Source organism: Pacificispira sp. HM-600 (genome assembly GCF_977993705.1).
On sequence record NZ_OZ388079.1, the window covers coordinates 2,452,910 to 2,477,720 of the forward strand.

Annotated in this window: 29 protein-coding genes; 20 read left to right on the top strand and 9 right to left on the bottom strand. The window is 67.6% G+C overall.

Annotation, left to right across the window (positions count from 1 at the left end):
• Nucleotides 1-11 precede the first annotated feature (11 nt).
• The 5 genes from ACXZ1E_RS11750 to msrA all read left to right on the top strand — a co-directional run bounded on the left by ACXZ1E_RS11750 (nt 12) and on the right by msrA (nt 4,059).
• Nucleotides 12-665 carry a ThuA domain-containing protein gene (locus ACXZ1E_RS11750; RefSeq protein WP_458351952.1) on the top strand — a complete coding sequence of 218 codons (654 nt, stop codon included), beginning with the start codon at nt 12-14 and terminating at the stop codon, nt 663-665.
• Nucleotides 638-1,759 (top strand): Gfo/Idh/MocA family protein, encoded by a 1,122-nt coding sequence (locus ACXZ1E_RS11755; RefSeq protein ID WP_458040673.1) that lies wholly within the window; start codon nt 638-640, stop codon nt 1,757-1,759. The genes ACXZ1E_RS11750 and ACXZ1E_RS11755 overlap by 28 nt, the downstream gene beginning before the upstream one ends.
• A 123-nt stretch (nt 1,760-1,882) precedes the next feature.
• Nucleotides 1,883-2,875, top strand: a complete 993-nt coding sequence (locus ACXZ1E_RS11760; RefSeq protein ID WP_458040674.1) for an NADP-dependent oxidoreductase — start codon at nt 1,883-1,885, stop codon at nt 2,873-2,875.
• A gap of 138 nt (nt 2,876-3,013) precedes the next feature.
• Nucleotides 3,014-3,517, top strand: coding sequence for a peptide-methionine (R)-S-oxide reductase MsrB (gene msrB, locus ACXZ1E_RS11765; RefSeq protein ID WP_458040675.1), 504 nt, complete (start codon nt 3,014-3,016; stop codon nt 3,515-3,517).
• Nucleotides 3,514-4,059, top strand: a complete 546-nt coding sequence (msrA, locus tag ACXZ1E_RS11770) for a peptide-methionine (S)-S-oxide reductase MsrA (RefSeq protein ID WP_458040676.1) — start codon at nt 3,514-3,516, stop codon at nt 4,057-4,059. The genes msrB and msrA overlap by 4 nt, the downstream gene beginning before the upstream one ends.
• Before the next feature lie 81 nt (nt 4,060-4,140).
• Here the strand turns inward: msrA and ACXZ1E_RS11775 are convergent, their stop codons facing one another.
• Both ACXZ1E_RS11775 and ACXZ1E_RS11780 read right to left on the bottom strand, forming a co-directional pair.
• Entirely contained in the window at nt 4,141-4,332 is a 192-nt protein-coding gene (locus ACXZ1E_RS11775; protein WP_458040677.1) for a hypothetical protein, read from the bottom strand.
• A 126-nt stretch (nt 4,333-4,458) separates the two neighbouring features.
• Nucleotides 4,459-5,619, bottom strand: a complete 1,161-nt coding sequence (locus tag ACXZ1E_RS11780; RefSeq protein ID WP_458040678.1) for an ice-binding family protein — start codon at nt 5,617-5,619, stop codon at nt 4,459-4,461.
• Nucleotides 5,620-5,817: 198 nt separating this feature from the next.
• Here ACXZ1E_RS11780 and ACXZ1E_RS11785 point away from each other — a divergent pair, with 198 nt between their 5' ends.
• The gene (locus ACXZ1E_RS11785; RefSeq protein ID WP_458040679.1) at nt 5,818-6,720 is read left to right on the top strand and encodes an alpha/beta fold hydrolase; all 903 of its coding nucleotides are present in this window, start codon (nt 5,818-5,820) and stop codon (nt 6,718-6,720) included.
• Here ACXZ1E_RS11785 and ACXZ1E_RS11790 read toward each other — a convergent pair.
• Nucleotides 6,717-7,319, bottom strand: a complete 603-nt coding sequence (locus ACXZ1E_RS11790; protein ID WP_458040680.1) for a flavodoxin family protein — start codon at nt 7,317-7,319, stop codon at nt 6,717-6,719. The genes ACXZ1E_RS11785 and ACXZ1E_RS11790 overlap by 4 nt on opposite strands.
• A gap of 95 nt (nt 7,320-7,414) precedes the next feature.
• A complete protein-coding gene (locus ACXZ1E_RS11795; RefSeq protein ID WP_458040681.1) occupies nt 7,415-7,990 on the bottom strand; it encodes a flavin reductase family protein in 576 nt (191 codons plus the stop codon).
• A 266-nt stretch (nt 7,991-8,256) separates the two neighbouring features.
• Between ACXZ1E_RS11795 and ACXZ1E_RS11800 the strand changes: the two genes are divergently transcribed.
• The 3 genes from ACXZ1E_RS11800 to ACXZ1E_RS11810 are packed head-to-tail and all read left to right on the top strand — an operon-like array spanning nt 8,257 to nt 10,085.
• Nucleotides 8,257-8,790, top strand: a complete 534-nt coding sequence (locus tag ACXZ1E_RS11800; protein WP_458040682.1) for an NADPH-dependent FMN reductase — start codon at nt 8,257-8,259, stop codon at nt 8,788-8,790.
• 35 nt (nt 8,791-8,825) lie between these two features.
• Nucleotides 8,826-9,368 carry a flavin reductase family protein gene (locus ACXZ1E_RS11805; RefSeq protein ID WP_458040683.1) on the top strand — a complete coding sequence of 181 codons (543 nt, stop codon included), beginning with the start codon at nt 8,826-8,828 and terminating at the stop codon, nt 9,366-9,368.
• 60 nt (nt 9,369-9,428) lie between these two features.
• A complete protein-coding gene (locus ACXZ1E_RS11810; RefSeq protein ID WP_458040684.1) occupies nt 9,429-10,085 on the top strand; it encodes a DUF1345 domain-containing protein in 657 nt (218 codons plus the stop codon).
• A 69-nt stretch (nt 10,086-10,154) separates the two neighbouring features.
• Here the strand turns inward: ACXZ1E_RS11810 and ACXZ1E_RS11815 are convergent, their stop codons facing one another.
• From ACXZ1E_RS11815 to ACXZ1E_RS11830, 4 genes are read right to left on the bottom strand one after another with little or no spacing between them, the layout of a single operon-like run.
• Entirely contained in the window at nt 10,155-10,883 is a 729-nt protein-coding gene (locus tag ACXZ1E_RS11815; protein WP_458040685.1) for a glycosyltransferase, read from the bottom strand.
• On the bottom strand, nt 10,880-12,304 hold the full coding sequence (locus tag ACXZ1E_RS11820; protein ID WP_458040686.1) for a PIG-L family deacetylase: 1,425 nt from the start codon (nt 12,302-12,304) through the stop codon (nt 10,880-10,882). Before ACXZ1E_RS11820 ends, ACXZ1E_RS11815 begins: the two co-directional genes overlap by 4 nt.
• Complete coding sequence (locus tag ACXZ1E_RS11825) at nt 12,301-13,416, bottom strand: acyl-CoA dehydrogenase (protein ID WP_458040687.1); 1,116 nt, start codon at nt 13,414-13,416, stop codon at nt 12,301-12,303. Before ACXZ1E_RS11825 ends, ACXZ1E_RS11820 begins: the two co-directional genes overlap by 4 nt.
• Nucleotides 13,413-13,988 (bottom strand): Dps family protein, encoded by a 576-nt coding sequence (locus ACXZ1E_RS11830; protein ID WP_458040688.1) that lies wholly within the window; start codon nt 13,986-13,988, stop codon nt 13,413-13,415. Before ACXZ1E_RS11830 ends, ACXZ1E_RS11825 begins: the two co-directional genes overlap by 4 nt.
• Nucleotides 13,989-14,116: 128 nt before the next feature.
• On the opposite strand from ACXZ1E_RS11830, the gene ACXZ1E_RS11835 reads away from it, so the two are divergent.
• The 9 genes from ACXZ1E_RS11835 (at nt 14,117) to ACXZ1E_RS11875 (ending at nt 21,664) form a co-directional block, all read left to right on the top strand.
• Nucleotides 14,117-14,959, top strand: coding sequence for a transposase (locus tag ACXZ1E_RS11835; RefSeq protein WP_458040689.1), 843 nt, complete (start codon nt 14,117-14,119; stop codon nt 14,957-14,959).
• Between the two features lie 22 nt (nt 14,960-14,981).
• Nucleotides 14,982-15,695, top strand: coding sequence for a GTP pyrophosphokinase (locus ACXZ1E_RS11840; protein WP_458040690.1), 714 nt, complete (start codon nt 14,982-14,984; stop codon nt 15,693-15,695).
• A 19-nt stretch (nt 15,696-15,714) separates the two neighbouring features.
• On the top strand, nt 15,715-16,932 hold the full coding sequence (locus tag ACXZ1E_RS11845) for an alpha/beta fold hydrolase (protein WP_458040691.1): 1,218 nt from the start codon (nt 15,715-15,717) through the stop codon (nt 16,930-16,932).
• Nucleotides 16,933-16,942: 10 nt separating this feature from the next.
• Nucleotides 16,943-17,275 carry a DUF6804 family protein gene (locus ACXZ1E_RS11850; protein WP_458040692.1) on the top strand — a complete coding sequence of 111 codons (333 nt, stop codon included), beginning with the start codon at nt 16,943-16,945 and terminating at the stop codon, nt 17,273-17,275.
• Nucleotides 17,276-17,318: 43 nt separating this feature from the next.
• Entirely contained in the window at nt 17,319-18,434 is a 1,116-nt protein-coding gene (locus ACXZ1E_RS11855) for a 5-methyltetrahydropteroyltriglutamate--homocysteine S-methyltransferase (RefSeq protein WP_458040693.1), read from the top strand.
• Nucleotides 18,435-18,489: 55 nt separating this feature from the next.
• Nucleotides 18,490-19,689, top strand: a complete 1,200-nt coding sequence (locus ACXZ1E_RS11860) for a cation:proton antiporter (protein WP_458040694.1) — start codon at nt 18,490-18,492, stop codon at nt 19,687-19,689.
• 32 nt (nt 19,690-19,721) lie between these two features.
• On the top strand, nt 19,722-20,627 hold the full coding sequence (locus ACXZ1E_RS11865; RefSeq protein WP_458040695.1) for a TerC family protein: 906 nt from the start codon (nt 19,722-19,724) through the stop codon (nt 20,625-20,627).
• 183 nt (nt 20,628-20,810) lie between these two features.
• The gene (locus ACXZ1E_RS11870; RefSeq protein WP_458040696.1) at nt 20,811-21,305 is read left to right on the top strand and encodes a glutaminase; all 495 of its coding nucleotides are present in this window, start codon (nt 20,811-20,813) and stop codon (nt 21,303-21,305) included.
• A 41-nt stretch (nt 21,306-21,346) separates the two neighbouring features.
• Entirely contained in the window at nt 21,347-21,664 is a 318-nt protein-coding gene (locus ACXZ1E_RS11875) for a DUF7882 family protein (protein WP_458040697.1), read from the top strand.
• 47 nt (nt 21,665-21,711) lie between these two features.
• Here the strand turns inward: ACXZ1E_RS11875 and ACXZ1E_RS11880 are convergent, their stop codons facing one another.
• Nucleotides 21,712-22,197, bottom strand: a complete 486-nt coding sequence (locus ACXZ1E_RS11880) for a DUF7882 family protein (protein ID WP_458351953.1) — start codon at nt 22,195-22,197, stop codon at nt 21,712-21,714.
• Nucleotides 22,198-22,349: 152 nt separating this feature from the next.
• On the opposite strand from ACXZ1E_RS11880, the gene ACXZ1E_RS11885 reads away from it, so the two are divergent.
• The gene (locus ACXZ1E_RS11885; protein WP_458040698.1) at nt 22,350-22,505 is read left to right on the top strand and encodes a hypothetical protein; all 156 of its coding nucleotides are present in this window, start codon (nt 22,350-22,352) and stop codon (nt 22,503-22,505) included.
• A gap of 84 nt (nt 22,506-22,589) precedes the next feature.
• Nucleotides 22,590-24,809, top strand: a complete 2,220-nt coding sequence (gene glgX / locus ACXZ1E_RS11890; protein ID WP_458040699.1) for a glycogen debranching protein GlgX — start codon at nt 22,590-22,592, stop codon at nt 24,807-24,809.
• Nucleotides 24,810-24,811 lie beyond the last annotated feature (2 nt).

Sequence of the window (24,811 nt, forward strand, 5' to 3'; positions counted from 1 at the left end):
GCCACAGCCCGGTGGAGGCGACGGATCTGTTCGTCCCCTTCCTCGAGAGCCACGGCTTCACGGTTCGCATCGAGGACTCGAACGAGGTCTACGCCGATGAGGCGGTCATGGCCGAGGTCGACCTGGTGGTGCAGTCGGTCACCATGTCGGAGATCTCGCGCGAAGCTTTCGCCGGGCTCCGCGCCGCGGTCGAACGCGGCACGGGACTCGCCGGGTGGCACGGCGGCATCGCCGACTCGTACCGGAACAACTCCGACTACCTGCAGCTGATCGGCGGACAGTTCGCCACGCATCCGTCGAAGCATCCCGACCGGTGTGTGGGGGATGAAACCGACAACTTCCTGCCTCACTCGATCGAGCTCACCGACCTCGGTCGCGAGCACGACATCATGGCGGGGCTGGAGGATTTCACGCTCAACACGGAGCAGTACTGGGTGCTGCACGACGATCTGATCGACGTCCTCGCCACGACGACGCATCCGGTGCAGCCCTATCACCCGTGGCATCGACCGATCACGTCGCCCGCGGTGTGGACGCGGCTGTGGGGCGCGGGACGCGTTTTCGTCGCAACACCCGGGCACAGCCTCGACGTGCTGCGCGACGACAACGTCCGGACGATCATCGAACGGGGGATGCTGTGGGCCAGCCGCACGGAATCGGCATAGTCGGACTGGGGGTCATCTCGCGTCAGTACCTGGCGACGCTGCAGGATCTGCCGGGCATCCGGATCGTCGCGACGGCCGACCTGGACGCGACTCGTGCCGCGGCGGTCGCCGCCGAGATCCCCGGCTGTCGCGCCGTGACCGTCGATGAGCTCGTCGCCGACCCGGCTGTGCAGACGGTCATCAACCTCACGATCCCCGGGGCGCACGCCGAAGTCGCGTTGGCTGCTCTCGCGCGGGGCAAGAACGTGTACGGCGAGAAGCCGCTCGCGGCGACGTTCGTCGAGGCCATCGGGATGATGGATGCCGCGGGCACCGCGTGGATCGGCGCGGCTCCCGATACCGTGCTCGGCACCGGAATCCAGACCGCGCGTGATGCGATCGACTCGGGGGTCATCGGTCGCCCTACCGCAGCCTCGGCGACGTGGGTTTCGGCGGGACACGAGGCGTGGCATCCGCACCCGGACTTCTACTACCGCGACGGCGGCGGCCCGCTGTTGGATATGGGCCCGTACTACCTCACCTCGCTCGTGCACCTGCTGGGACCGGTGACGCAGGTATCGGGCTCGTCGTCCCGCACGCGCGACACACGGCGCATCGGCTCGGGGCCGCGCGTCGGTGAGATCATCCCGGTCGAAGTCGACACGCATGTGGCCGGTGTGCTCGAGCATCTCGGCGGTGCCGTGTCGACCGTCACATTCAGCTTCGACGCGGCGGCGACCACCGCGGCACCGCTCGAGGTCCACGGCGAGGCGGGAAGTCTGACGGCGCCCGACCCGAACCTGTTCGAGGGCGAGGTGCGCGTGCGCGGTCTCGGCCACGAGACCTGGACCGTGCTTCCGCCGAGCGCCGGATATGCGGGCGCCGGGCGCGGTATCGGCGTCATCGACTTCCTGCGCGGTGGCGATCGCGCGAGCGGGGCGATGGCCTTGCACGTCCTCGAGATCATGACGGCTCTCCTCGACTCCGCCCGCGAGGGCCGCCGGATCGCCCTGCAGACGACGATTGAGCGTCCCCCGTTCGTCCCCCTCACGTCCCACGACGAATGGAGCACGACACGACCGCTCCAGCACGCGCGGTCATCGACCTCGACGTGAATTCGTAGAGAAGCTGCATCCGAATCGGCCCCTGGTTCCGAATAACACTGTGAGAACAATGCGCTCGGGTCCGCTCACGACACCGCTCGCGAGCTGGCCCATGACCGAGGGGCTGTGGTGATCATGGCAAAGAAGCCGGATCAGACGACGATCGTCGAGTACGACCGTGCCGGGGACGCCGACGTCCTCGAGCTGAGAACACAACCGCTCCCACCGCCCGCGCCGGGCGAGGTCACCGTCCAGGTGATCTGTGCGGGCATCAGTCACATCGACGGGTTCATCCGCGCGGGTCGCGAGACGGATTGGGACGAGCCCTGGCCGCGACGTTCCGGGAGCGAATTCGCGGGGATGGTCGTGGCGGTGGGTGAAGACGCCGGGAGCTTTCGCGTCGGCTCAGACGTCATCGGGCACGTGCGGGCGGGGGCGCACGCGACATTCGTGAACGTCCCGGTGGCGGCTCTGGTCATGAAGCCGAAGTCCCTCACCTGGGAGGCGGCGGGTGGGATGTTCCTGTCGGGATCGACGGCGCTCGATGTGCTCGACGAACTCAAGATCGGTGCCTCCGATGTCGTGGTCATCTCTGCCGCGGCCGGTGGGGTCGGCAGCATTCAGGCCCAAGTGGCCAAACATCGCGGGGCGACGGTGATCGGCACCTGCGGTGACCGCAACTTCGACTACCTGCGCCAGCTCGGCATCAAGCCCGTCCGCTACGGCGAAGGCATCGCCGAGCGCATTCGCAAGGCGACCGGAGGCGCGCAGGTGACGGCCCTGATCGACAACTTCGGCCAGGACGGCCACGCCCTCGCCGAAGAGCTCGGGGTTCCGGCCAGCCGCTACCGTTCGAGCGCCGATCGCCGCGAGGTCGAGCTGCGACTTCTGCGCAGCGACCCCGAATCTGTCGCCCACGCCACCGACACATTGGCTCGTCTGGTCGATATGGCGCAGGCGCGCACGTTCACGTTGCTCGTATCGGGCATCTATCCCCTTCGCCGGATTTCGGAGGCCTACGCCGACCTACGGAAGCTGCACTCGCGCGGCAAGGTGCTGCTCGGCACCAATATGGTGTCGTCGTTCCGCACCCTCAAGGCGCGCGACGTGCACGAAGGGGTGGTCTGATCGGAGTCCACACTGCGGTCGCGTCGGAGGAGACGACAGAAACTCACGGCCCGCTCCCAGCTTGGCGGGACCAAAACCACGCACTCCTTCGTTCCCTTCAGTGACGCCCCAGCCAGTGGCGTCTTCCCAGGAGGAAAAATGTCACACGACTACCGCGCGACTGCCGATGCGCTCAGTCGCCTTACCCCGGCGCAGCACAGGGTCACACAGGATGACGGCACCGAGCCGCCGTTCCGCAACGAGTACTGGGACCACCACGAAGCGGGCATCTATGTCGATGTCGTCTCGGGTCAGCCCCTGTTCTCATCTCTCGACAAGTACGACAGCGGCACAGGATGGCCGAGCTTCACGCGCCCCATCGAGCCCGCGGCCGTGACCGAGAAGGTCGATGGGATGCTCTGGATGAAGCGCACCGAGGTGCGCTCCGCCGGTGCCGACAGCCACCTCGGCCACGTCTTCGACGACGGTCCTCGCGGGGCGGGGGGCCTGCGCTACTGCATGAACTCGGCGGCGTTGCGCTTCGTGCCCGTCGCGCAGCTCGAGGCCGAGGACTACGGTGAATTCCGCGCCCTCTTCGACAGAAACCTCGCCGACAACACCGACAACACCGACACCACGACCACTCAGGAGCAGGCATCATGACCGATGACGGAAGCATCACCCGCACCCCCGGAACCGAGACGGCTGTCCTCGCCGGCGGCTGTTTCTGGGGCATGGAAGACCTGATCCGCCGCCAGCCCGGTGTTCTCGACACGCGCGTCGGCTACACCGGTGGGCAGAACGATCACGCGACCTATCGCAATCACCCGGGTCACGCCGAGGCGGTCGAGATCGTGTTCGACCCGACGAAGACGACCTATCGCGACATCCTGGCGTTCTTCTTCCAGATCCACGACCCGTCGACGCTGAACCGTCAGGGCAACGACATCGGCTCGAGCTACCGCTCGACGATCTTCCCGCTCAGCCCCGAGCAGGAGTCGGTCGCACGCGACACGATCGCCGACGTGGATGCTTCGGGTCTCTGGCCGGGCAAGGCCGTCACGACGATCGAGCCCGCGGGGCCCTTCTGGGAGGCCGAGCCCGAGCACCAGGACTACCTGCTGCGCATCCCCAACGGCTACACGTGCCACTTCCCCCGCCGGGGATGGGTGCTGCCGAAGCGCGAGGCATCCGCCAGTGTCTGATGCCCGTGTGAACGACGCCTGACGCGTGAACGAAGAAGCCCGCCGCATACTCTGCGGCGGGCTTCTTCGTTGTGCGGGGGATCAGGTCAGGTTCGAGAGCAGCGCGTTGCCGCCCGCGATGAGAAGTGCCCACAGGGGAAGACTGAGTACGGCTCCGACGACGAGTCCGCGGAGCGCCGAGGTGCCCTCGGCTCGCTCGACGGCGTACTCGCGAACCCACGCCTCCGTGGGGTGCGAGAGGCGCGCGGGGTCGCTCGTGGCGATAGACGACATGGAACGCCGTCACTTTCTCCCCGTTAACTCCCCAGAGCCGGTAGGTACATGAGAACTATATGAGAGGCCTGTCATAAATGACAAGGCTTCCGTCGCGGACCGACCAGCGGCCGGTCCGCGACGACGCTAGCGCCGCCGGGCGATCCGCGCGCCCCGCGCGATGAAGAAGAACGCCGCACCGGCGGCCAGTAGCGCGCCGCCGAGCACGATCGGAAGGGTCGGATCGGAGCCCGATTCCGCGAGTTGTTCGCCCGCCGCCACCGCGACCGTGGGCGCCGCGATCACGACGGTGTACGTCGCGGAGGCGTCAGCTGATGTGCCGTTCGAGGCGGTGACGGTGAAGGTGTAGGTACCCGGAGTGGTCGGGGTTCCTGAGATGGTGCCGCTCGTGGCGTCGAGGCCGAGGCCCGTCGGCAACGTGCCGCCCGTGATCGAGTAGGTCGGGGTGGGGGTTCCGGACGCGGTCACCGTATACGAGTACTCCGTGCCCGCGGTGCCCGCCGTGGGGCCGGCCGAGGTGATCGTCGGGGTCGTGGTGACGGTGCCGCCCGTGGCGGAGCAGCCGCTGGGCCGCGTGATCGTGTCGCTGATCAGGGTGACGGCGTCTTGGGCGAGCAAGCGCCCTGCAACGGTGGCATTTGCGCCGACTGAGATCGACTCCTGTGCCATGACGGTGCCGACGAAATCTGCCCCTCCGTTAATCGTGGCCGAGCTGCCGACCTGCCAGAAGACGTTGCAAGCGTTGGCCCCGCCCGTGAGCGTAACCTCCGCGGTTCCCGCGATGACTAGTGAGGACGTTGACTGGAAGACCCACACCGAGTCGACGTTGCCGCCGCCATCCAGTGTCAGGTTGCCCGTGAGTGAGAGAGGAAAGCCCCGATAAACTCCAGGTACGAGCGAAAGGTCGGTCAAATCGCCCGCGCTTTGCGGGGCCGGAGTCAGGGAGGCGGCGACTCCGTATGCGATGGTGAGGTCGGCCTGAGCCTGGTCCGCGACAGAAAGAGGCACGACGACGCCGACGCGCGGCAGCTGAACGTTCTCATAACCGGTAACGGCCAAGCCGGGGCTTACGCCGATGTCGCCATTGATGACCGACTCGGGAGGAGTGCCGTCGGGCGAGATCGTCACCGTGGACCCGGCGAGGACCGCGAACGGCTCAGCGGTGCCCAGGCCGATCGGGCCATCGATCGTCGTGTCGGCGTATGCCGCAGTGGGAAGGATCGCGACGCCGATGACGGCGACGGATGCGAGGAGGACTGCGCCTCGGTGAATGAACTTTTGGACCATGGTCGAGGTCCCTTCCTTTGTCAGGAGGGAAACGCCGAGGACCCCGGTCAAACACGTCTACCTATCCCAATAGGTATCACGGGCCGTGATGCCACGGGGGAATCGGACACAACCGATGCACGATCGACACCTGATGTTGGTGCGTGGGACACACGGCCAGCAGACAATCCCGGCGGAGATCCGCTCCGAATAAACGGCATGGAACTGATCGCCGACGAGACCGTCTTCGGGCTCGAGCGCCTCGTCGTCGAGACGTCGCTGGGACCCGTCGTCGTCCGCGCGGGACGCCGCACCAGCGAGACCGCGACGATCCTCGTGCACGGCGCGGCCGGATCCTGGACGACCTGGACGCCACTGCTCTCGTATGCCGACGGGCGCGGGCTGCCGTTGGCCGATCTGGTCATCCCCGATCTGCCGGGCTGGGGCGAGTCGGCGGCGCCCGACTGGCAGGGCGCCGGGATCGGCGAATACGCCGGGGCCATCGTCGAGATCGCGCTCGCGCTCGGCTACCGCCACTGGCATCTCGTCGGTCATTCGCTCGGCGGATTCTTGGCGCTTGACCTGGCCGTGCGCACACCGGGGGCGACGGCATCCGTGGTGTTGGTCTCGCCGACGGGACCCGCGGTCGTCGAGGCGGTGCGAAGGCCGGTGCGGGGTGGCATTCGTCTGCCGTGGTTCGCGGGAATGCTGCTCGCGACGCGCATCCTCGACGCTCTCGGGAGCGTCGGCGTCGTGCGCGGTCTGCGTCGCATCGGGATGCTTCGGCTTCTCTCGAGCCCGCTGTTCGCCGATCGGGGTGTGATCGACGCGAGCGTGATCGGTGCTTTCGCCGACGAGCTGCGGCCGGACTCGTTCGTGCACGCTGCGCGGGCCGTGGCGGGCTACGACCTGCGACACTTCGAGCTGATCGGGTGTCCGGTCCGGTCGGTGCGCGGTCAGCGGGATGCCTTCTCATCCGACTCCGACAGCGACTGGTTCGCGCGGACGATTCCGGACTTCCGAGAGCAGCGGGTGCCGGATGCGGGGCACTTCGCCGCGATCGAATCGCCCGGAGTCGTGCTCCAGACCATCGCGGCTAATCTTCCGCGCCTCCGAACTTAGGGGTACGGATGCTCCCGCAGCAGCGTCGCCAGATGTACCGCGTTCCGGGCCAGCGTGGTCGTGGCGCTCGACACTGCCTCGGGCGTCTCGTCGAGATCCTGATAGTCGACCGCCTGCATCGCCTCGCCGACCCAGTACGTGCCGCCCTGCGCGGGCAGGGTGAACCCGACGTCCGAGAGACCCTGGTAGAGGTCCGAGGTCGCCTTGTGCGCACCGTCCTCGTTGCCGACGATTCCGGTCACCGCGACCTTGCCGAAGAGGATCGGGCGGCCCGCGTCGTCCGTCTCGGACAGCTCGGCGTCGAGGCGTTCGAGCACCCCCTGCGCGGCGCTCGACATGTGACCCATCCAGATGGGCGTGCAGAGGACGAGGATGTCGGACGCCAAGACCTGTTCCCGGATGCGCGGCCAGCCGTCGCCCTCACCCATGTCCTTCTGGACACCGGGTGCGACGTTCTCGTCGATGACACGCACCTGAGCGGTCTGCGCGCCGAGATCGGTAAGGGCCTGCAGGATCTGAGTCGTGAGCAGCTCGGTGCTCGAGGGCTCGGGGGACTTCGTCAGTGTGCAGTTGAGCGCGAGTGCGCGGATTTCGGCCATGGGCCACCTCCTCATCGGGAAGAGCCCAACCTACGATCCGATGTCGGGCCCGGTGAGGGGGTTGACATGCCCGCGCTTTCGGTTCGATTCCGCGCTCAGTCGATGCGCGAGTGCTCGCCGAGGCGGTGCCAGGTGCGGTTGTGGTACACCAGCGCATCGCCCGCCTCGCCCGCGGCGGGGTCGCGCGACAGGCTGGACTGCAGGGCATGCACCGCGAAGATCGTGGAGCCGCCGGCATCCATCCGATTCACCACGGCGCCCCGGACCCACGCCCGCACTCCGTGATAGACCGGTTCGCCGGTGACCAGGCGCGACCACGAATCGGTGTCGGCGAAACGATCAACACCACTCGTCGCGCCCAGGCGGGCGAGCGGCAGATCCTGGGCATCGAGCAGATGCACGACGACGGTGTCCGCCGCGGCGAGGGCGCGGGCACTCGAGGACTGAGCGGAAACCGAGAAAACCAGGAGGGGTGGGTCAGCGCTGACGGATGAGACGGATGTCGCGGTCAGCGCGACGGGACCCGTGCCGTCGTCGGCGGTGATCACGGCGACGCCCCCCGGATGCCCGCGGAAAACGGCCTTGAAGTCATCGGCCGACAGCGAGGGGAATGCGGCCGCGCCCTCGGTGGGCGCGATCCGGTCGGGGGTCGGCTCGGATTCGCTCGTCATCCTCACACGCTATCCCTCGTCTCGGGCAGCGGCTCCGTGATCGCGACGCTCGGCGTAATCTGCCCGTCCATATTCGGGAATCTGTGACACGAGCGAAACAAACCGGGTGCATACTGATCGAGCAGCGTAAGCCGTTGCGGGCCCGCCGGGCCAAAAAACCCCGGTGGTGTGAAGGCGTCGTCAGCCTCGTTCCCGTATTTGCTACGTGCACACGGCGACATGACACCTTCGATTTCCTGTCAATCGGTACAGATGTGAGAAGTGAAATGTCGCTCAAAGTCACGATCGTCGTCGGCAATCCCAAGCCGGCATCCCGCACGCGCAAGGTCGCGGAGCTGCTCGTCGAAAAGCTCCTCGCTCCCGGCTCGTACTCGCTCGGTGTGATCGATCTCGCCGATCACACCGCCGAGATCTTCGCCTGGCCCTCGGAAGGGATGGCGGCGCTCAACGCCTCCGTCGCCGAGAGCGACCTCGTGGTTTTCGCGTCGCCGACGTACAAGGCCACCTACACGGGTCTGCTCAAGGCGTTTCTCGACCGGTACCCGGCGAACGGCCTCGCGGGCGTCACGGCGATCCCGGTGCACACCGGCGCGGACTTCAGCCACGCGATGGGTCCGACCTACAATCTCGCGCCCCTGCTCGTCGAGCTGGGTGCGATGGTTCCGGGTCGTGGCTTCTACCTCTCGCTGACCCAGATGGATCAGCTCGAGGATGTCGTGGGCGCGGCAGCGGCAGAGTACGCGGCCAACCTCGCGCGCCTGGCGGTCGTGGCCGGCGCGACGGCACAACCTCTCACCTGAACCCGATTGCGTCGTCACCGATAGGAGGAAACACCGTGCAGGAGTCAGCTCTCACCCCGGCACCCATCTCGGCACCCACCGCGATCGACGCACGTCTGTTCCGTGACACGCTCGGGCATTACGCATCGGGCATCACGGTCATCAGCGGGCTCGAGGCGGACGAACCCGTCGGCTTCACCTGTCAGTCGTTCTACAGCGTCTCGGTCGATCCGCCCCTCGTCTCGTTCAGCGTCATGCTGACCTCGACGACCTACCCGCGCATCAAGCAGAGCGGACGCTTCGCCGTCAACGTCCTCGCTCACGACCAACTGCACGTCTCCAATCAGTTCGCCCGCAAGGGAACGGACAAGTGGGCGGGCATCGATTGGTCGCCCGCCGGATCCGGCAATCCCGTCATCCACGACACCCTCATGTGGGTGGACTGCGAACTGTGGGACGAGTACGTCGCCGGCGATCACCTGATCGTGATCGGCAAGGTCGTCGAGATGAGCGCGCCCGAGTGGCACACGCGCGAGCCGCTGCTCTACTTCAAGGGCTCGTACCGGCATCTCCGCGAGGCCGACCAGCTCGCGAGTTGAACGCATCTCCTGTCGGAACGGCGGCGCGGGTTCGGGCCGCCGTTCCGACAGACTGAGCGCATGACGACGGCAGCGCCCGCCCGGGCCACCTACGAACACCGATGGCCGGCCATCGTCGGTGTGCTCGTCGTGATGGTCCTGTGGCTGCTGCTGCCCAGCTTCTTCTTCGCGCCCTTGCGTGGGGTCGCGGTCCTCGTCTGCGCCCTGCTCGTGATTCCGCTGGTCGTGCTGAACCCGCATCATCTGGTGCGGCAGACGGCGTGGTCGCGGGGGATGTCGGTTGCGCTGGCCTTTGTGCTTCTGGCCGTCACCCAGGTGCTGCTCGTGCAGCTCGTCTACGAACTGCTGACGGCTCCCGTGAGCGATGGGTTCAGCATCCTCCTCGCCGCTCTCCAGCTCTGGGTCACGAACGCGATCGCATTCGGACTGCTCTACTGGGAGCTCGATCTCGGGGGACCCGTCGCCCGAGCGCGCGGACCGCGCGATGCCACCCGCGCGGACTTCCTGTTTCCGCAGGACGCGACCTCGGGCTTTGAGGCGTGGCGCCCTCGGTACTTCGACTACTTCTACATCTCGCTGACGGCTGGCATCGCGTTCTCGCCAGCCGATGCCCTTCCGATCACGCGTCGCGCCAAGGCGTTCATGGGCGTCGAAGCGCTCGCGGGGTTCATCATGTCGGTGCTGGTGATCGCCCGCGCGGTCTCGGCGATCGCCTGACCCTCTGGTCCATCGCCGCGTCAGCACGGGCGATCGCCTGTTTTCGGATGCGTGCTCCCGACGGGTTTGTCAGGCCGTGGCGGCGAAGTCCGCGCGCGCACGGGCGAGCGGAATGAGTTGCTCGCGCAGGTAGCCCGCGTAGCCCCCCGACGTGCGTCCGAACGGCCGCCCGCTCGTCTGCACCCACGCTTCGTCGGACGCCTCGACGTGTGCGCCGTACGTCAGCGCCTCAGCGACGAGCCACACGTCCTCGTGCTCGAGAACGGGCTCGAAGCCCCCGGCGGCGACGAGCGTGCTCGCTCGTGTGCCGAGGTTCGCGCCGTGCACGTGACCGTTGGCCGTGCCGGGAACATGGGTCGCCCACCAGGCCGCGATCTGCTCGGCGGACAGGTCGCGGAAGTCGGGTCGGACGGTGCCGACCACGATATCCGCGCCGCCCGTCGCGAGCTCCCACTGGTGGGTCAACCAGTTCGCGGGGACGACCGAATCGGCATCCGTGTGCGCGATCCACAGGCGCCGCGGGGGCTCGTACTCGTGCGCGGCGAGTGCGGCCGCCACCCCCGCAGCCCGTGCCGCCCCGACGCCCCGCGCCGCGGGTACGATCGCATCGGCCCCCGCGGCGATCGCGATACGTGCGGTCTCGTCGGAGCAAGCATCCAGCGCGACGTGCACGCTCACACGCTCGACCAGCCCACGGGCGCGGGCGACCGCGGTGCGGATCGAGTCCAGGCACGCGCCGATCAGCTCTTCCTCGTCGTGCGCCGGGATGACGACCGCGAGAGCGGTGGGCGCCGTCACGGTGCGAGGCCCGCGGCGCGGGCCACCGACGGTGCGTCGGCGCGAACCAGCACATCGAGGAAGAAGTCCTCTTCGTCGTGGCGGGCGAGCAAACGCATCCCCGGCAGCGAACGGAGGGCAGTGTGCACCTCGTCGGCGGTGCCCGGATATTCGGCGACAGGGTGGCGCCAGTGACACGCGACCAACACGCCGTCCGCCGACAGGCTGGACAGCGTCCGGTCCGCGGCATCGAGCAGGTCGGCGGGGCTCCAGTAGTAGCCGATCTCCGACATCACGATGAGGTCGAACTCGCCCTCGGGCCATTCCTGGGGGAGGGTCGCTCTTTCGAGTCGGATGTCGGGATGTCCGTCGAGGCGCTCGCGGGCGCGGGCGAGAGCTGTCTCGGATGCATCGAGCGCGAGCACGCGGTCTGCGCGCTCCGCCAGCCCCCGGGTGAGCGCACCCGTCGCGCACCCGAGTTCGAGCGCATCGCGGAAACGGGGCCGGGGCAATGCGGCGAGGACGAGCCCCCGCTTGCGCTCTTCGTACCAGCGGGTGTCGAATCCCCACGGGTCGTCGTGGCGCGCGTAGAAGTCGTCGAAGAAGGCGGGCGCGAGGCTCTCCCGTTCGCCTTCGGTCTTGCCCTGGGTTGCCTCTGTTTCTGCCGCTGCGACGGGGGCCGTGGGTGTTATGAAGACCTCGACGGCGCGTTCGAAGTGCGCGCGCATGCCGTCGTGGATGAGCGCCTCATCGCCGGGGGCCGACGACAGCGGCCGCACCTGCGTTGCGTGCAGCTGGACCGCCCGCCGCTTCGCCGAACGAGCGGTCGGATCGAGCGTCAGGACGCTCCAGCCGTGGGTCTCGACATCGGCCGGATGCGCCCAGTGCGAGAGCCAGATCGGATATCCCAGGCTCCTATGGCCGAGCTCGGCGGCGAGGGCTTCGGTGACCTCACCCAGCACGCGGTGGTCACGGTGACCGTCGCCGCTCCAGGGCGAAACCACAAGCGTGCGGTCGGGCGCATCATCCGTCGACTGCGCGACGATCGCCGACCGTACGAGCTGCGAGAGGCGCTGTCGGCGCTCGCGCAGGTGGCCGTCGGGCAGACCGAGAAAACTCAGGGCGCTGCCCGGTGCGAGCTGGTCGATCGCTCGGGCGAGCTCGACCCGGCGTTCCCGCGCGAGTGCCTCACGGGGCCAGGTCGGCGAGTCGGGGTGCGAGCCGTCACCGTCCGTTGCGACGACGACGATGACGCGGATGCCTCGCGCCGCCGCCGTGGCGATGAGCCCGCCCGCGCCGAGGGTCTCGTCGTCGGGGTGTGCGGCCAGCACGATCACGACGTCAACGTCGAGATCGAGCGAGGTCGCGGTCGCCCACGGGCTCGCATCCTGCCACACGGACTCGAGCGTGCCGGGCTCGCGGTGGTCGAACGTGACGCTCACGCGCTGCGCTCGAGCATCCGGCCGAGCCGGGCGAGGTCGCGCTCGGCGTGGTGCTGGCGCAGATAGATGCGCAGATCTCCGACACGGCGCGCGTGCGCCTCGTCGGACGCGAGGGGCGCCGGACCGAGCGCGCGGTCGGCAACGGCGAGCACGGTCTCGACGGCATCCGCCACGATCGCCCGCACCCGCTCGCTGATCAGCCGCACCGGCGCGGGATCCGGGAGATCGGCCCGCCTTGCCGCATCGGCGAGGGCCACCTGCGCGGCCCACATGCGGGCGTCCGCGGTGCCGTAGTACGTGTGCGCGAGCTGGTCCGCGTCGGGGTGCGCCGCGGCTCGGGCGAGGGCATCGAGGATCGGGAGCGCGCCACCCCACCAGCACGCGGCCACACCGACTCCGCCCCACCAGAAGCCCTCTCGGCGGAGGTACCACCCGTCATCACCGACAGCCAGCGCTCCGGCGCCGACGAACTCGACCGGTGTGCTCCGGATCTGCGCGAGACCGCGCGAGACCCAGGTTTCGCGCTGCGGCTGAACGGCGGGGTCACCCATCGCGACGACGAAGAGCCGTCGCTCGTCCGGGCCGGTCCAGGCCGTGACGAGAGCGTGCGAGACCCGATCGGCCAACGAGCACCACGGTTTGACGCCGGTCAGGGTCCACGAACCGTCCTCGCCGCGCCGCGCCTCGAGGCGCGCATCATCGGCCTCGGCCGCGAAGACTCCCCACGATGAGTACGGGTCGACGCCCATCCGGGCCAGGTCAGTGGGCGTCGTGAGACCCTCGGCCGAGGCATCCGCCAGGATCGCGAGTGCATCGAGATGCGGCTCGAGCACCCGGCCACCCGCGACATCCGCCCGGGATGTCGTGGCCAGCGTCTCCCAGCGCTCTCGCGTGCGTCCGAGCCCCGGCGTCGGCACGGCGGCGCCGAGCTCGACGGCCCAGTCGATGGTCGCATCGACGTGCATTCCGAAGCCGACGACCGCCCGGAGCGTGACCTCGGCCCTGGTCGCGGCCAAGCCGGGCTCGCCCTCGTCCAGGGACAGCGCGGTCGGAACCGCCCGCGGTGCCCCGTCGTCGACCAGCGCCCCGTCGGCGACCAGCGCTTCGCTCACTTCGCGGGCGTGCGGTTCTCGGCGCTCACCATCCAGGCGAACTGCTCGAGGCTTTCGAGCACGGCGTGCAGGATGTCTGCGCTCGTCGGGTCCTCGTCGTCGATGGGGTCGTGCACCTCGCGCACGGTCGAGATCGTCGCCTCGAGGCGCTCGGTGATCAGATCGATCGTCTCTGTCGTGTCGACCTCACCGTGAGGGAACTCCGGCAGGGTGGTCGTCTCGGCCACGGTGTCGGAACGGCCGTCCGGCACGGCGTGCAGCGCGCGCATCCGCTCGGCCACCGTGTCGCTGAAGCCGCGCGCGGCCTCGATGATGTCGTCGAGCTGACGGTGGGTGTCGCGGAAGTTCGTGCCCACGACGTTCCAGTGGGCCTGCTTGCCCTGCAGCTGCAGTTCGAGCAAATCGACGAGCACCTTCTGCAGGTTATCGCTGAGCGCCTTCGAGGCCTGGAAGCCGCTCTCGGCATTCTGCTCGTTCGTCAGCGCGGCTCCGGCGCCGCCCTTTGCGGGTCGGCGCTGTCCGCGCTTCGCGGTCGTGTTGCTCGCGCTGGTCTTGGTCGATGTCGTAGCCATCGGATGCTCCTCTCGGGCGGCCGGGGGCCGCTTCGGATTCCACGGTATGGCCGCCCCCGTTTCGCGGTGCGGGGGTTGCCGGGGCGGACCGGGAGTGCTATCCAGCCGTCGTCGGACAGAATGGCGGGATGGTGGATGCCACACTTTCCGCAGCGGCCGACGAGCTGTACGGGCTCGTCCCGAGCGCTTTCGTCGCGGCGCGGACGGCACTCGCCGCGTCGGCGACGGACCGCGACACCGCGGCGCAGATCCGGGCCCTGCGTAAACCCCCTACCTCGGCATGGGTCGTCAACCTGCTCGCCCGTCGTGACCCGGCAGGGGTCGGCAAGCTCGCCGAGCTCGCTGCCGAGATGCGTGAGGCCCAGGACGACCGCGATGCCGCCCGCCTGACCGCCCTGAACAAGGACAGGCGGGACCTGCTGGCCGAACTCGTCCGCCGGGCCACGGCGCTCGCACAGGGCGAGGGTGTCGCGCTCGGTGCCGGCATCGTCGGCGAGGTCGAGCGCACCCTGGGTGCCGCGGCACGCGATGGGGCCGCCGCAGCCGCAGTCCGGACCGGGCGTTTGCTGCGTCCGCTCGAGGCATCCGGTGTCGATCCGATTGATCTCATGGATGCCGTCGCGGGGGATGCTCCCGCCGCGGCGGACCCCGCTCCTGTTCGGGGGCGCGACGATCTCGCCGAGCGCCGTGCTCGCCGCGATGCCGAACGTGCTGCCGTCGCGGTGCGGCGCGAGGCGGCGGATGCCGAGCGTGAATCGGCGCGCGCCGAGGCCCGCCTGGCGACCGCCCGAGAGCGCGAGGCGCTGTTGCAGGAGCGGGTCGAGTCCCTCGAGAGCGAACTCGCGAGGATTCGTGCCGACGCCGATGCCGCAACGGTCGAACGACACGCGGCTGAGAGTGCGCGCGATGTCAGCGCCGAGCGCCTGCGCACGGCGAACCGGGCGGCGGCGCGACTCACGGGGCCCTCATAGTCCCGCGTCTTACGGTGAAGCCATGAGCATGCCCACCGGCGAGCAACCCTTCACCGCAACCCTCGCCGAGATGAGGGCGATGCGCGACGAGTTTCAGCGCTTCTTGCTGGAGTACCGCTTCGGTCTGCAGGAGGTCGAGACGAAGATCACGATCCTGCGCGACGAGTTTCAGCTGATGCACGACTACAACCCCATCGAGCACGTCTCGAGTCGGGTGAAGACGCCCGATAGCCTCGCCGAGAAGGTCGCGAGACGGGGCATCGAACCCGACTTTCCGACCATCCGGCAGCGCATCACCGACATCGCCGGCATCCGTGTCACGTGCAGCTTCGTCGCGGATGCCTACCGCCTGTTCGATCTGCTGACGACACAAGACGACATCACCGTTCGGGCCGTGAAGGACTACATCGCTGTGCCGAAAGAGAACGGCTACAAGAGCCTGCACGTGATCGTCGACGTGCCGGTTTTCCTCTCCAGCGGTCGCGTCGATGTGCCCGTCGAGGTGCAGTTCCGAACGATCGCGATGGATTTCTGGGCAAGTCTCGAGCACAAGATCTATTACAAGTACGACAAGCAGGTGCCCGCGCCGCTGCTCGATTCATTGCGCGACGCGGCCGAGACGGCCGCCGAGCTGGACGAGCGAATGGAGCGCCTGCACCGTGAGGTTCACGGCGCCGGCGTCAGCCGGGTCGAGGATCCCGTGCCCCGCACCTCTTCCACTCCCATCGACGTGTGAACCGTGCCAGTGTGTGCGTGTGAGCACGCGCCGCACATCTCGTCACCCGTACCGCCATCGGTTCGCGATCCCCTTCTTCGCGGCGATGCTGACCCTCGTGGGCGCTGGGGTCGCGGTGCTCGAAGCTCGCGTGATCGGTGATCTGCTCGAGCGGCCGGGACTCGAGGAGTTCTATCTCGACCCCGTACCCGAGAGCTCGGGCGCTCCGGGTGAGATCGTTCGGTCGGAAGAACTGATCGGGCTGCCTTTCGACACGCGTGCCTGGCGGATCCTGTACCGCTCGACCGACCTGAACGGCACACCCCTGATCGTTTCGGGCATCGTCGTCGCGCCGCTCGGCCCGCCACCGGCCGACGGTCGCACCGTGCTGTCGTGGGGCCACCCGACGACCGGCTCGGCCCGTGACTGCGCGCCCTCCCTCGCCGCCGATCCCTTCCTCGGCATCGAGGGGCTTCGGCTGATGCTCGATCGCGGCTATGTCGTCGTCGCCACGGACTACGCGGGGATGGGATATCCGGGGCCGAGTTCCTATCTGGTGGGCGACACCGAGGGCAACAACGTGCTCGACGCCGTCCGCGCCGCGCAGAGCATTCCGGCGACGGATGCCGGCAACTCGGTCGTGCTGTGGGGTCACTCGCAGGGCGGTCAGTCGGTGCTGTTCGCCGCCGAGCGCGCGGCCGATTATGCGCCGGAACTGGACGTGCGGGCGGTTGCTGTCGCCGCTCCCGCGGCGGACCTGACGGCGCTGCTCGACGCGGACATCGACGATATCTCGGGCGTCACGATCGGCTCGTATGCCTTCACGGCGTATGCCGGTGTCTACGGCGACTCGGTCGCGGGAGCGCAGCTGTCCGACATCCTGACGCCGGCGGCCGTCGCGGCCGCACCCGAGATGAACGACCTGTGCCTGCTGACGCACACGAAAGAACTGCACGCGATCGGACAGCCGCTCGTCGGGAACTTCGTGCTGAGCGACCCGACCACAACGCCACCCTGGGACGACCTGCTCGCCCAGAACTCTGCCGGCAGCGTCGCCTTCGATGCCCCGCTGTACATCGCACAGGGTCTCAAGGACACGCTCATCCATCCCGACGACACCCGCGAGTTCGCGAAGCACGAGGCATCCCTCGGCATCGACGTGACGCTGTCCGAGGTTCCGAACGCGACGCACGCGACGATCGCGTACTTCACGCTGCCCGGCCTGATGGCCTGGCTCGATGAGCATGTGGGTCTGTGAGGATGGACCCATGGTCGCCACACCCCCCAAGAGCGACACGTATCGCCCCGCGTTCATCCCGAGCCTGATCGCCGCCGCGGCGCTGCTCTCGGGAATCCCGCTGCTCGAGGCCGACTGGTACCTGCTGATCCGCTTCATCGTCGCGATCATGGCGCTCATCGTCGCCTGGTACGCGCTCCAGGGCGCGCAGTGGTGGTGGACCCTCGTGTTCTTCGCCGTCGCGATCGTCTGGAACCCGGTCTTCCCCGTGCCGACCGAGGGACCCTGGTGGATCGTGGCGCACCTGGGTGCCGCGGCGCTGACGGACGGATGCCCCGGATGCCCGGAGTGCTTCGCCGTATGACGCGCCGGGAGCGTCGCGCTGAGGGCGTCGATAAAGTGTCGGGGTGAGCATCAATCCGCCTTATCGTGCCGATATCGTCGGCTCCTTCCTGCGTCCCGAAGCGCTCAAGCGCGCCCGAGCCGCACAGGCCGCCGGCGAGATCGACGCCAACGCCCTGCGCGCGGTCGAAGACGCCGAGATCGCCGATCTCGTGCAGAAAGAGGCCGACAGCGGCCTGCGTGTCGCGACCGACGGCGAGTTCCGTCGCTCGTGGTGGCACTTCGATTTCTTCGGGATGCTCGACGGGGTCGAAGTCGTCGAACTCGACCACGGCATCCAGTTCCAGGGTGTGCAGACGAAGCCGCGCGGGGTGCACCTGAGTGGCCCGATCGGCTTCTCGGACACGCATCCGATGCTCGAGCACTACCGCTCGCTCCAGACCCTGCTCGCCGGCACGACGCAGGCGCTGCCGAAGGCCACGATCCCGGCGCCGACGGTATTGGACTTCCGCCTCGAGCCCGATCACATCGATCCGAATGCCTACTCGGGACGCGAGGACTTCGTCGACGACCTGGTGCAGGCGTACCGCGATGCGGTGAGCGCGTTCTACGACGCCGGATGCCGCTACCTGCAGTTCGACGACACCGCCTGGGCCTACCTGTGCTCGGACGAGGAGCTGCTGAAGGCCCGGGACCGCGGCATCCGTACCGACGGTCTCGCGGAGCGCTACGCCGGCCTGCTCAACCGCGTCCTCGAGGGGAAGCCGGACGACATGGTCATCACGACGCACGTCTGTCGCGGCAACTTCCGCTCGACCTGGATCTCGTCCGGCGGCTACGAACCCGTCGCCGAGCAACTCCTCGGCGAGGTCGCGTACGACGGATTCTTCCTGGAGTACGACAACGAGCGCGCCGGCGGCTTCGAGCCCCTACGCTTCCTGCCCGAGGGTGACCAGACCGTCGTTCTGGGCCTCATCACGTCGAAGTCGGGTGAGCTGGAGGACGTCGACGCCATCAAGAAGCGGATCGACGAGGCATCCGAGTTCGCCCCGCTCGAACAGCTCGCCCTGAGCCCGCAGTGCGGATTCGCCTCGACCGAAGAGGGCAACGTGCTGACCGAGGACGAGCAGTGGGCGAAGATCCGCGAGGTCGTGGCGATCGCGGACGACGTCTGGCGCTGACCCCTGCCTCAGCTGCGGCACACGCGCAGGAGCGCGCAAACGATAGCGTGAGGCCGTGCAGCTCAGCGATCTCGACTTCGTGATCATCGCGGCGATCGCGGTCATCGCCCCGCTGCTGGTGCGCGGGCTCTCGAGTCGCCTGCGCATCCCGATCGTGGTGTTCGAACTCGTGCTGGGAATCATCGCGGGCCCGAGCGTGCTCGGCTGGATCCAGGAGGGTCCGATCTCCGAGCGCCTCGCGGACTTCGGCCTCGCGCTGTTGTTCTTCATGGCCGGCAATGAGATCGACTTCCGCGTGCTCCGCGGCCGGGACGGTGCTCGCGCCGTCGGCGGCTGGCTGCTCGGGCTGATCGCCGGCGTCGCAGTGGGCCTGGTGATCGCGCCCGGCGAGGCGGCGGTCGTCATCGGCATCGCACTGTGCTCGACCGCGCTCGGGATGCTGCTGCCGATCCTGAGGGACGCGGGGATGCTTCCGACGCCGTTCGGGCGCGCGGTCATGGGTATCGGTGCGGTGGGGGAGTTCGGCCCTCTCGTGGCGATCTCACTGTTTCTCGGCGGACGCGATTTCGGCGTCGCGTCGATCGTGCTATTCTTCTTCGTCGTGGTCGCGGCGACATCCGTATTTCTCGCCTCACGAATGCCCCACGGACGCCTGCACCGCATCGTGACCGCGACTCTGCACACCTCCGGGCAGTTCGCGATCCGCCTGATCGTGCTGATCCTCGCGCTGCTGGTCGCGCTGAGCCTGTTGCTCGACCTCGACATGCTGCTCGGGGCGTTCGTCGCCGGTGTGATCTGGCAGCTGATCATGCGCAACGCCCCCGCGGATGATCGCGCGCAGGTCGAGTCGAAGGTCGAGGCCGTCGCCTTCGGTCTGCTCGTCCCGATCTTCTTCATCTACACGGGCGTCACCTTCGACCTCGACGCACTGCTCGCGGACGGTGCGACTGTCGTGCTCGTGCCCGTCTTCCTGATGCTGTTGCTCATCATCCGCGGCCTGCCCGCGATGATCTCGGCCCCCTCCGGGTCGACACCGCGTGACCGACTGGCGCTGGCCTTCCTCGGTGCGACGGGACTGCCCGTCATCGTCGCCGTCACGAGTATCGGGATGTCGGAAGAACTGCTCTCACCGGGGTTGGCCGCGGCGCTCGTCGGCGCCGGGATGCTCTCCGTGCTGCTGTATCCGCTCATCGGAACGATGTTGCGCGGCGCGAGGGTCGTCGAGCGGGACGTGATCGATGAGGATGTCGGCTGAGATCGGTCGAGGCATCCGCCTAACATGGGCGAGTGGACTTCTCCCTGGACCTGACGCCCGACCTGATCGCCGTCTTTCTGACCCTGTTCGTGCTCGAGATCGTGCTCGGTGTCGACAACGTCATCTTCATCTCGATCCTCGCCTCGAAACTGCCCGTCGAGCAGCAGGCGAAGGCCCGCAACCTCGGGCTGACGCTCGCGATGGTGATCCGCGTCGTGCTGGTCTTCTTCGCGGGCTGGATCATCACGCTGAAAGACGACGTGGTCACCCTGTTCGGGATGGGCTTCTCGGTGAAGGACTTCATCCTGATCGCCGGTGGCCTGTTCCTGGTCTACAAGGCCGTCAGTGAGATCCACCACAAGCTCGAGGGTGCCGAAGAAGAGCACGGCGGTGTCGGACCGAAGACCATCACGTTCGCCTCGGTCCTGACGCAGATTCTGCTGCTCGACATCGTGTTCTCGCTCGACTCGGTCATCACCGCCGTCGGCATGACCGAGAACCTGCTCGTGATCATCACGGTCGTCGTGCTGTCGTTCGGCATCATGCTGTTCGCCGCGCGGTTCATCTTCACGTTCGTGAACAAGCACCCGACGGTGAAGATGTTGGCCCTGTCGTTCCTGCTACTCATCGGTGTGTTCCTGATCGCCGAGGGTTTCGGCATCAAGATCGACAAGGCACTCATTTACGCGCCGATGGCGTTCGCGATCCTGGTCGAGGTGCTGAACCTCAGCTACTCCTCACGCAAGGCCAAGCGCGAGCAGAAGCGCCTGAAGGCCGTGCAGCTGCGCCCGCGCTACATCGATGTCGACGAGTCCGTCGCCGTCGCCGCGGCCACGGCGAAGGGTCCGGATGCCGGAGCCGTCGGGCTCTCGCGCAAACCGGTCGCGGGTCACGTGCTGCCGGACGACGGTCACGAGGACCGCGCCGGCCTCGGCTGATCCGTGCCCCAGGACGCGATGGCGGCCGCTCAGTGAGTCGGCCGATCCTCATGGGGTGCGCATGGTCCGGCCGAACATCGGAGAGGAACGGTGGTGCCGTTGTCGCTCCCCGAGGCGGTCGTCGGGCCCGAGATTCCTTCCGGATGTACGCCGCGGCGTTGATCGAGCGCGCACAATGGCGATGTGGTGGATGACGCGGCGACTCTTGTGAATGCTGCCCGCGCTCGTCTGGCGGCCGCCGACGCGCCGCGCGAGCGGCTGGGCGAGGTCGTGCGACCGCGGGTCCTCGCGGGGCTCCGCGCGCCGAAGATCGTGCCCCGGGGTGACGCCTGGCGGCTCGGTGTCCTGCTGGTCGGCGAGAGCGCCGTGTACGCGGCCGGAAACGTGGTGCGAGCCGGCGACCCCGGCCGCCGAGGATTCGCCTCGGATGCGGCACGCGCCCGCGCCGAAGTGGCCGCTGCCGCGACGCGCGGGGGCTTCGGTGACGGCGAAACCGTGCACCTGGACTGGAAAACGCTCGACCTCGCCGCGCTGGAACGAGGCGAACGGACAGGACCACTCGCCCTCGTGGACGGAACCCCCAGCATCCGCTGGAGTCCGGCCGCGGGACACGTGCCCTTGGCGGGCTATCTCGAGGAACGCATAGCGCTTCTGCTGCAGCCGCCACAAGGGGCGTGATCGAGATTCCGCGGGCGGGTGGACCCGGTTAGGCTCATCGCATGGGCCGCTTCATCTACGACACGCTGAACAACTCGATCGACATCGAGGATCGCACCCTCGCCCACCTGCGCATCGTCATCATGAACAAGCTGCGCCGCTCGGAGTCGTTCATGTTCACGATCGATCTCGACAGCGAAGGCATCTCGCGACGGAGCTTCTGGATGCATCCGTCCGTGCCCCTGCAGTTCGCGTTCCACGGCAGCCGCGAGCCGCGCCTGAACAGACTCTGGATCGAATCGCTCATGGTTTCTGCGAGTAGCCCGAATGGCCTGTTCGTCGTCTCGGAGCCGCAGGAAGAAATGCCGTTCGACTCCTAGCGCCAGTTGGCCGGCGCTCGTTCGCGCTGGCCGGTACGTCGTGAGGTTCAGGCGTCGGACTTGGCGTCGACCTTAGACTTGGCGTCGACCTTGGACTTGGCGTCGACAGACTTGTTTTCGGCCTTCGCCTTGTCTTTCTGGTTGAGGGAGCCCACGGTGGCAGTCTCGATGTCCACATCCTTGGCGACGATGGAGCCGACCTGGATCGTCGATTCGTCTTCTGCCGGGTCCACGTCGAAGTGCTCGGCGACGAGCATGATGCCGCCCGACGAGTTGGCTGACTGGGCGAGCTCTTCCATCCACTCGCGGCTCAGAAGCGCGGGCTCGGGGTCATCGAAGACGAAGCGCAGCGGGATCGACGGGCTCAGCCACACCGTGCTCCGTCCCCGCGGCTGGTCGTCGGGATGACGCCAGGTCAGAGTGAAACTCTCGCCTCGGCGGAGTTTTGTTGCGATAACAACCTTGAGGTGCGCGAGGGCGCGATCCTCGATGTCGATGGCGGAAGCGTCCCCGCCGTAATAAATAGTGCCCACCCGATCAGACTAATCGCTGACGGCTGCCATGCCGACGGGTTTTCTCCGTACGCGTCTCTCGCTGCGAAGTCAATCGGGTTCCGCTGACACGACCCGTCCCGCACAGTGAGAGCTGGACAAGTCAGAAGTGCGGGACAAGTCAGGGGTGCGGAATGACCGGTAAGAATCCGTTGGACGCGAACCGATCTACGCCGAGCCTGCCCCAGGAGTTCTTCGACGGGGGCATCGAGTACGAGATCGTCGAGGGCGAGCTCTTGCCGCGCGGCCCCCATTCCCGTGCCTGGGACGCGGCGACCGAGCTGAGCTGACTATCCGTGGCTGAATGCCATACGGCACCCGCTCGCGATGTGCAAGCCACAGCGGCGGTCCATGTCGGTAGGTAGTCTTTGGCGGTGCAGACATGGCCTGGATCGACCTACCCACTTGGTGCGACATACGACGGGAATGGCACGAATTTCGCGTTGTTCAGCGAGGCGGCCGAACGCGTAGAGCTCTGTCTCTTCACGGAGCGGGGCAAAGAGACGCGCGTCGAGGTGACCGAGGTCGACGCCTTCGTCTGGCACGTCTACCTGCCGCAGGTCGGGCCCGGTCAGCGCTACGGTTACCGCGTCCACGGCCCGTACGACCCGCCCAACGGTCAACGTTTCAACGCGAACAAGCTGCTGCTGGATCCCTATGCGAAAGCCGTCGCCGGTGAGATCGACTGGGGGCAGGCGGTCTTCAGCTACAACTTCGGCGATCCGGACTCCCGCAACGACGAGGATTCCGCGAAACACATGATGATGGGTGTCGTCGTCAACCCGTTCTTCGACTGGTCGGGCGATGTGCAGCCCAAGACGCCATATGCATCGTCGGTCATCTACGAGGCGCACGTGAAGGGGCTGACCAAGCTCCACCCCGACATCCCGGAGGAGATACGGGGCACCTACAGCGCCATCGGGCATCCGGCGATGATCGAGCATCTGCACAAGCTCGGGATCACGGCGATCGAACTCATGCCCGTTCACCAGTTCGTCAACGACAGCACCCTGCAGGACAAGGGGCTCTCGAACTACTGGGGCTACAACACGATCGCCTTCTTCGCACCGCACAACGCCTACTCCTCGAGCAGTGCGCACGGTGACCAGGTGCAGGAATTCAAGGGAATGGTGCGTGCGCTTCACGCGGCGGGCATCGAGGTCATCCTCGACGTGGTCTACAACCACACGGCGGAAGGCAACCACCTCGGCCCGTCGCTCTCGATGCGCGGCATCGACAACGCGGCCTACTACCGGCTCGAGGACGACGACAAGCGCTATTACACCGACTACACCGGCACCGGCAACAGCCTGAACGTCGGCAACCCCCATGCCCTGCAGCTGATCATGGACTCGCTGCGGTACTGGGTGCTCGAGATGCACGTCGACGGCTTCCGCTTCGATCTCGCATCCACGCTGGCGCGGGAATTCTACGACGTCGACCGGCTGTCGACCTTCTTCGAACTCGTGCAGCAGGACCCGGTGGTTTCGCAGGTGAAGTTGATCGCGGAGCCGTGGGACATCGGACCCGGGGGCTACCAGGTCGGAAACTTCCCGCCGCAGTGGACGGAGTGGAACGGCAAGTACCGCGATACCGTGCGCGACTTCTGGCGGGGTGAATCGCAGGCGCTGGGCGAGTTCGCGTCCCGCCTTACCGGGTCCGCCGACCTGTACGAGCACTCCGGGCGACGACCCGTCGCATCCATCAACTTCATCACCGCCCATGACGGATTCACGCTCCGTGATCTCGTGAGCTACAACGAGAAGCACAATGACGCCAACGGCGAGGACAACAACGACGGAGAGTCACACAACCGCTCGTACAACCTCGGCGTCGAGGGACCGACGGACGACGCGCAGGTGCTCACCATGCGGGCCCGGCAGCAGCGCAACCTCATCGCGACGCTCATGCTCTCGCAGGGTGTGCCCATGCTGTTGCACGGCGACGAGCTCGGCCGCACCCAGCTGGGAAACAACAACGGCTACGCCCAGGACAACGAGCTGACCTGGGTGCACTGGGATGTCGCCGATCATCCGCTGATCGAGTTCACGTCGGCGCTCGTGCGATTGCGCGCCGAGCACCCCACGTTCCGGCGGCGCCGGTTCTTCAACGGCAGGCCGGTCCGGCGCGCAAAGGACGAGGGTCGTCCCGACATCGTCTGGCTGCGTCCGGACGGCACCGAGATGCAGCCCGAGGACTGGGACTCGGGGTTCGGTCGCTGCGTCGGCGTGTTCCTGAACGGCAACGGCATTCGTGAGCGCGATCGCCGGGGCGAGCCGATCGTCGACAAGCACTTCATCATCCTCTTCAACGCCGGCGATGAGCACGTGGAGTTCTACCTGCCCGATGCCAACGCATCGCCGACCTGGGACGTGATCGTCGATACCGCCGGGGATCTCGCCGATTCTCGACCGATCAAGCCGGGCGAGCACGTCGACATGCGGGCGCGCTCGCTGATCGTCATGCGCGAGCACACCGGCGGAGAGATCGAAGCGGACCATTCCGTCGCGGCATCGCTGGCCGCGCTCGCGGCCACGACCGGCGTGATCGACCAGATTCCGAGTTCGCCGCCGAAGCCCGAAACCCGACGCTGAAG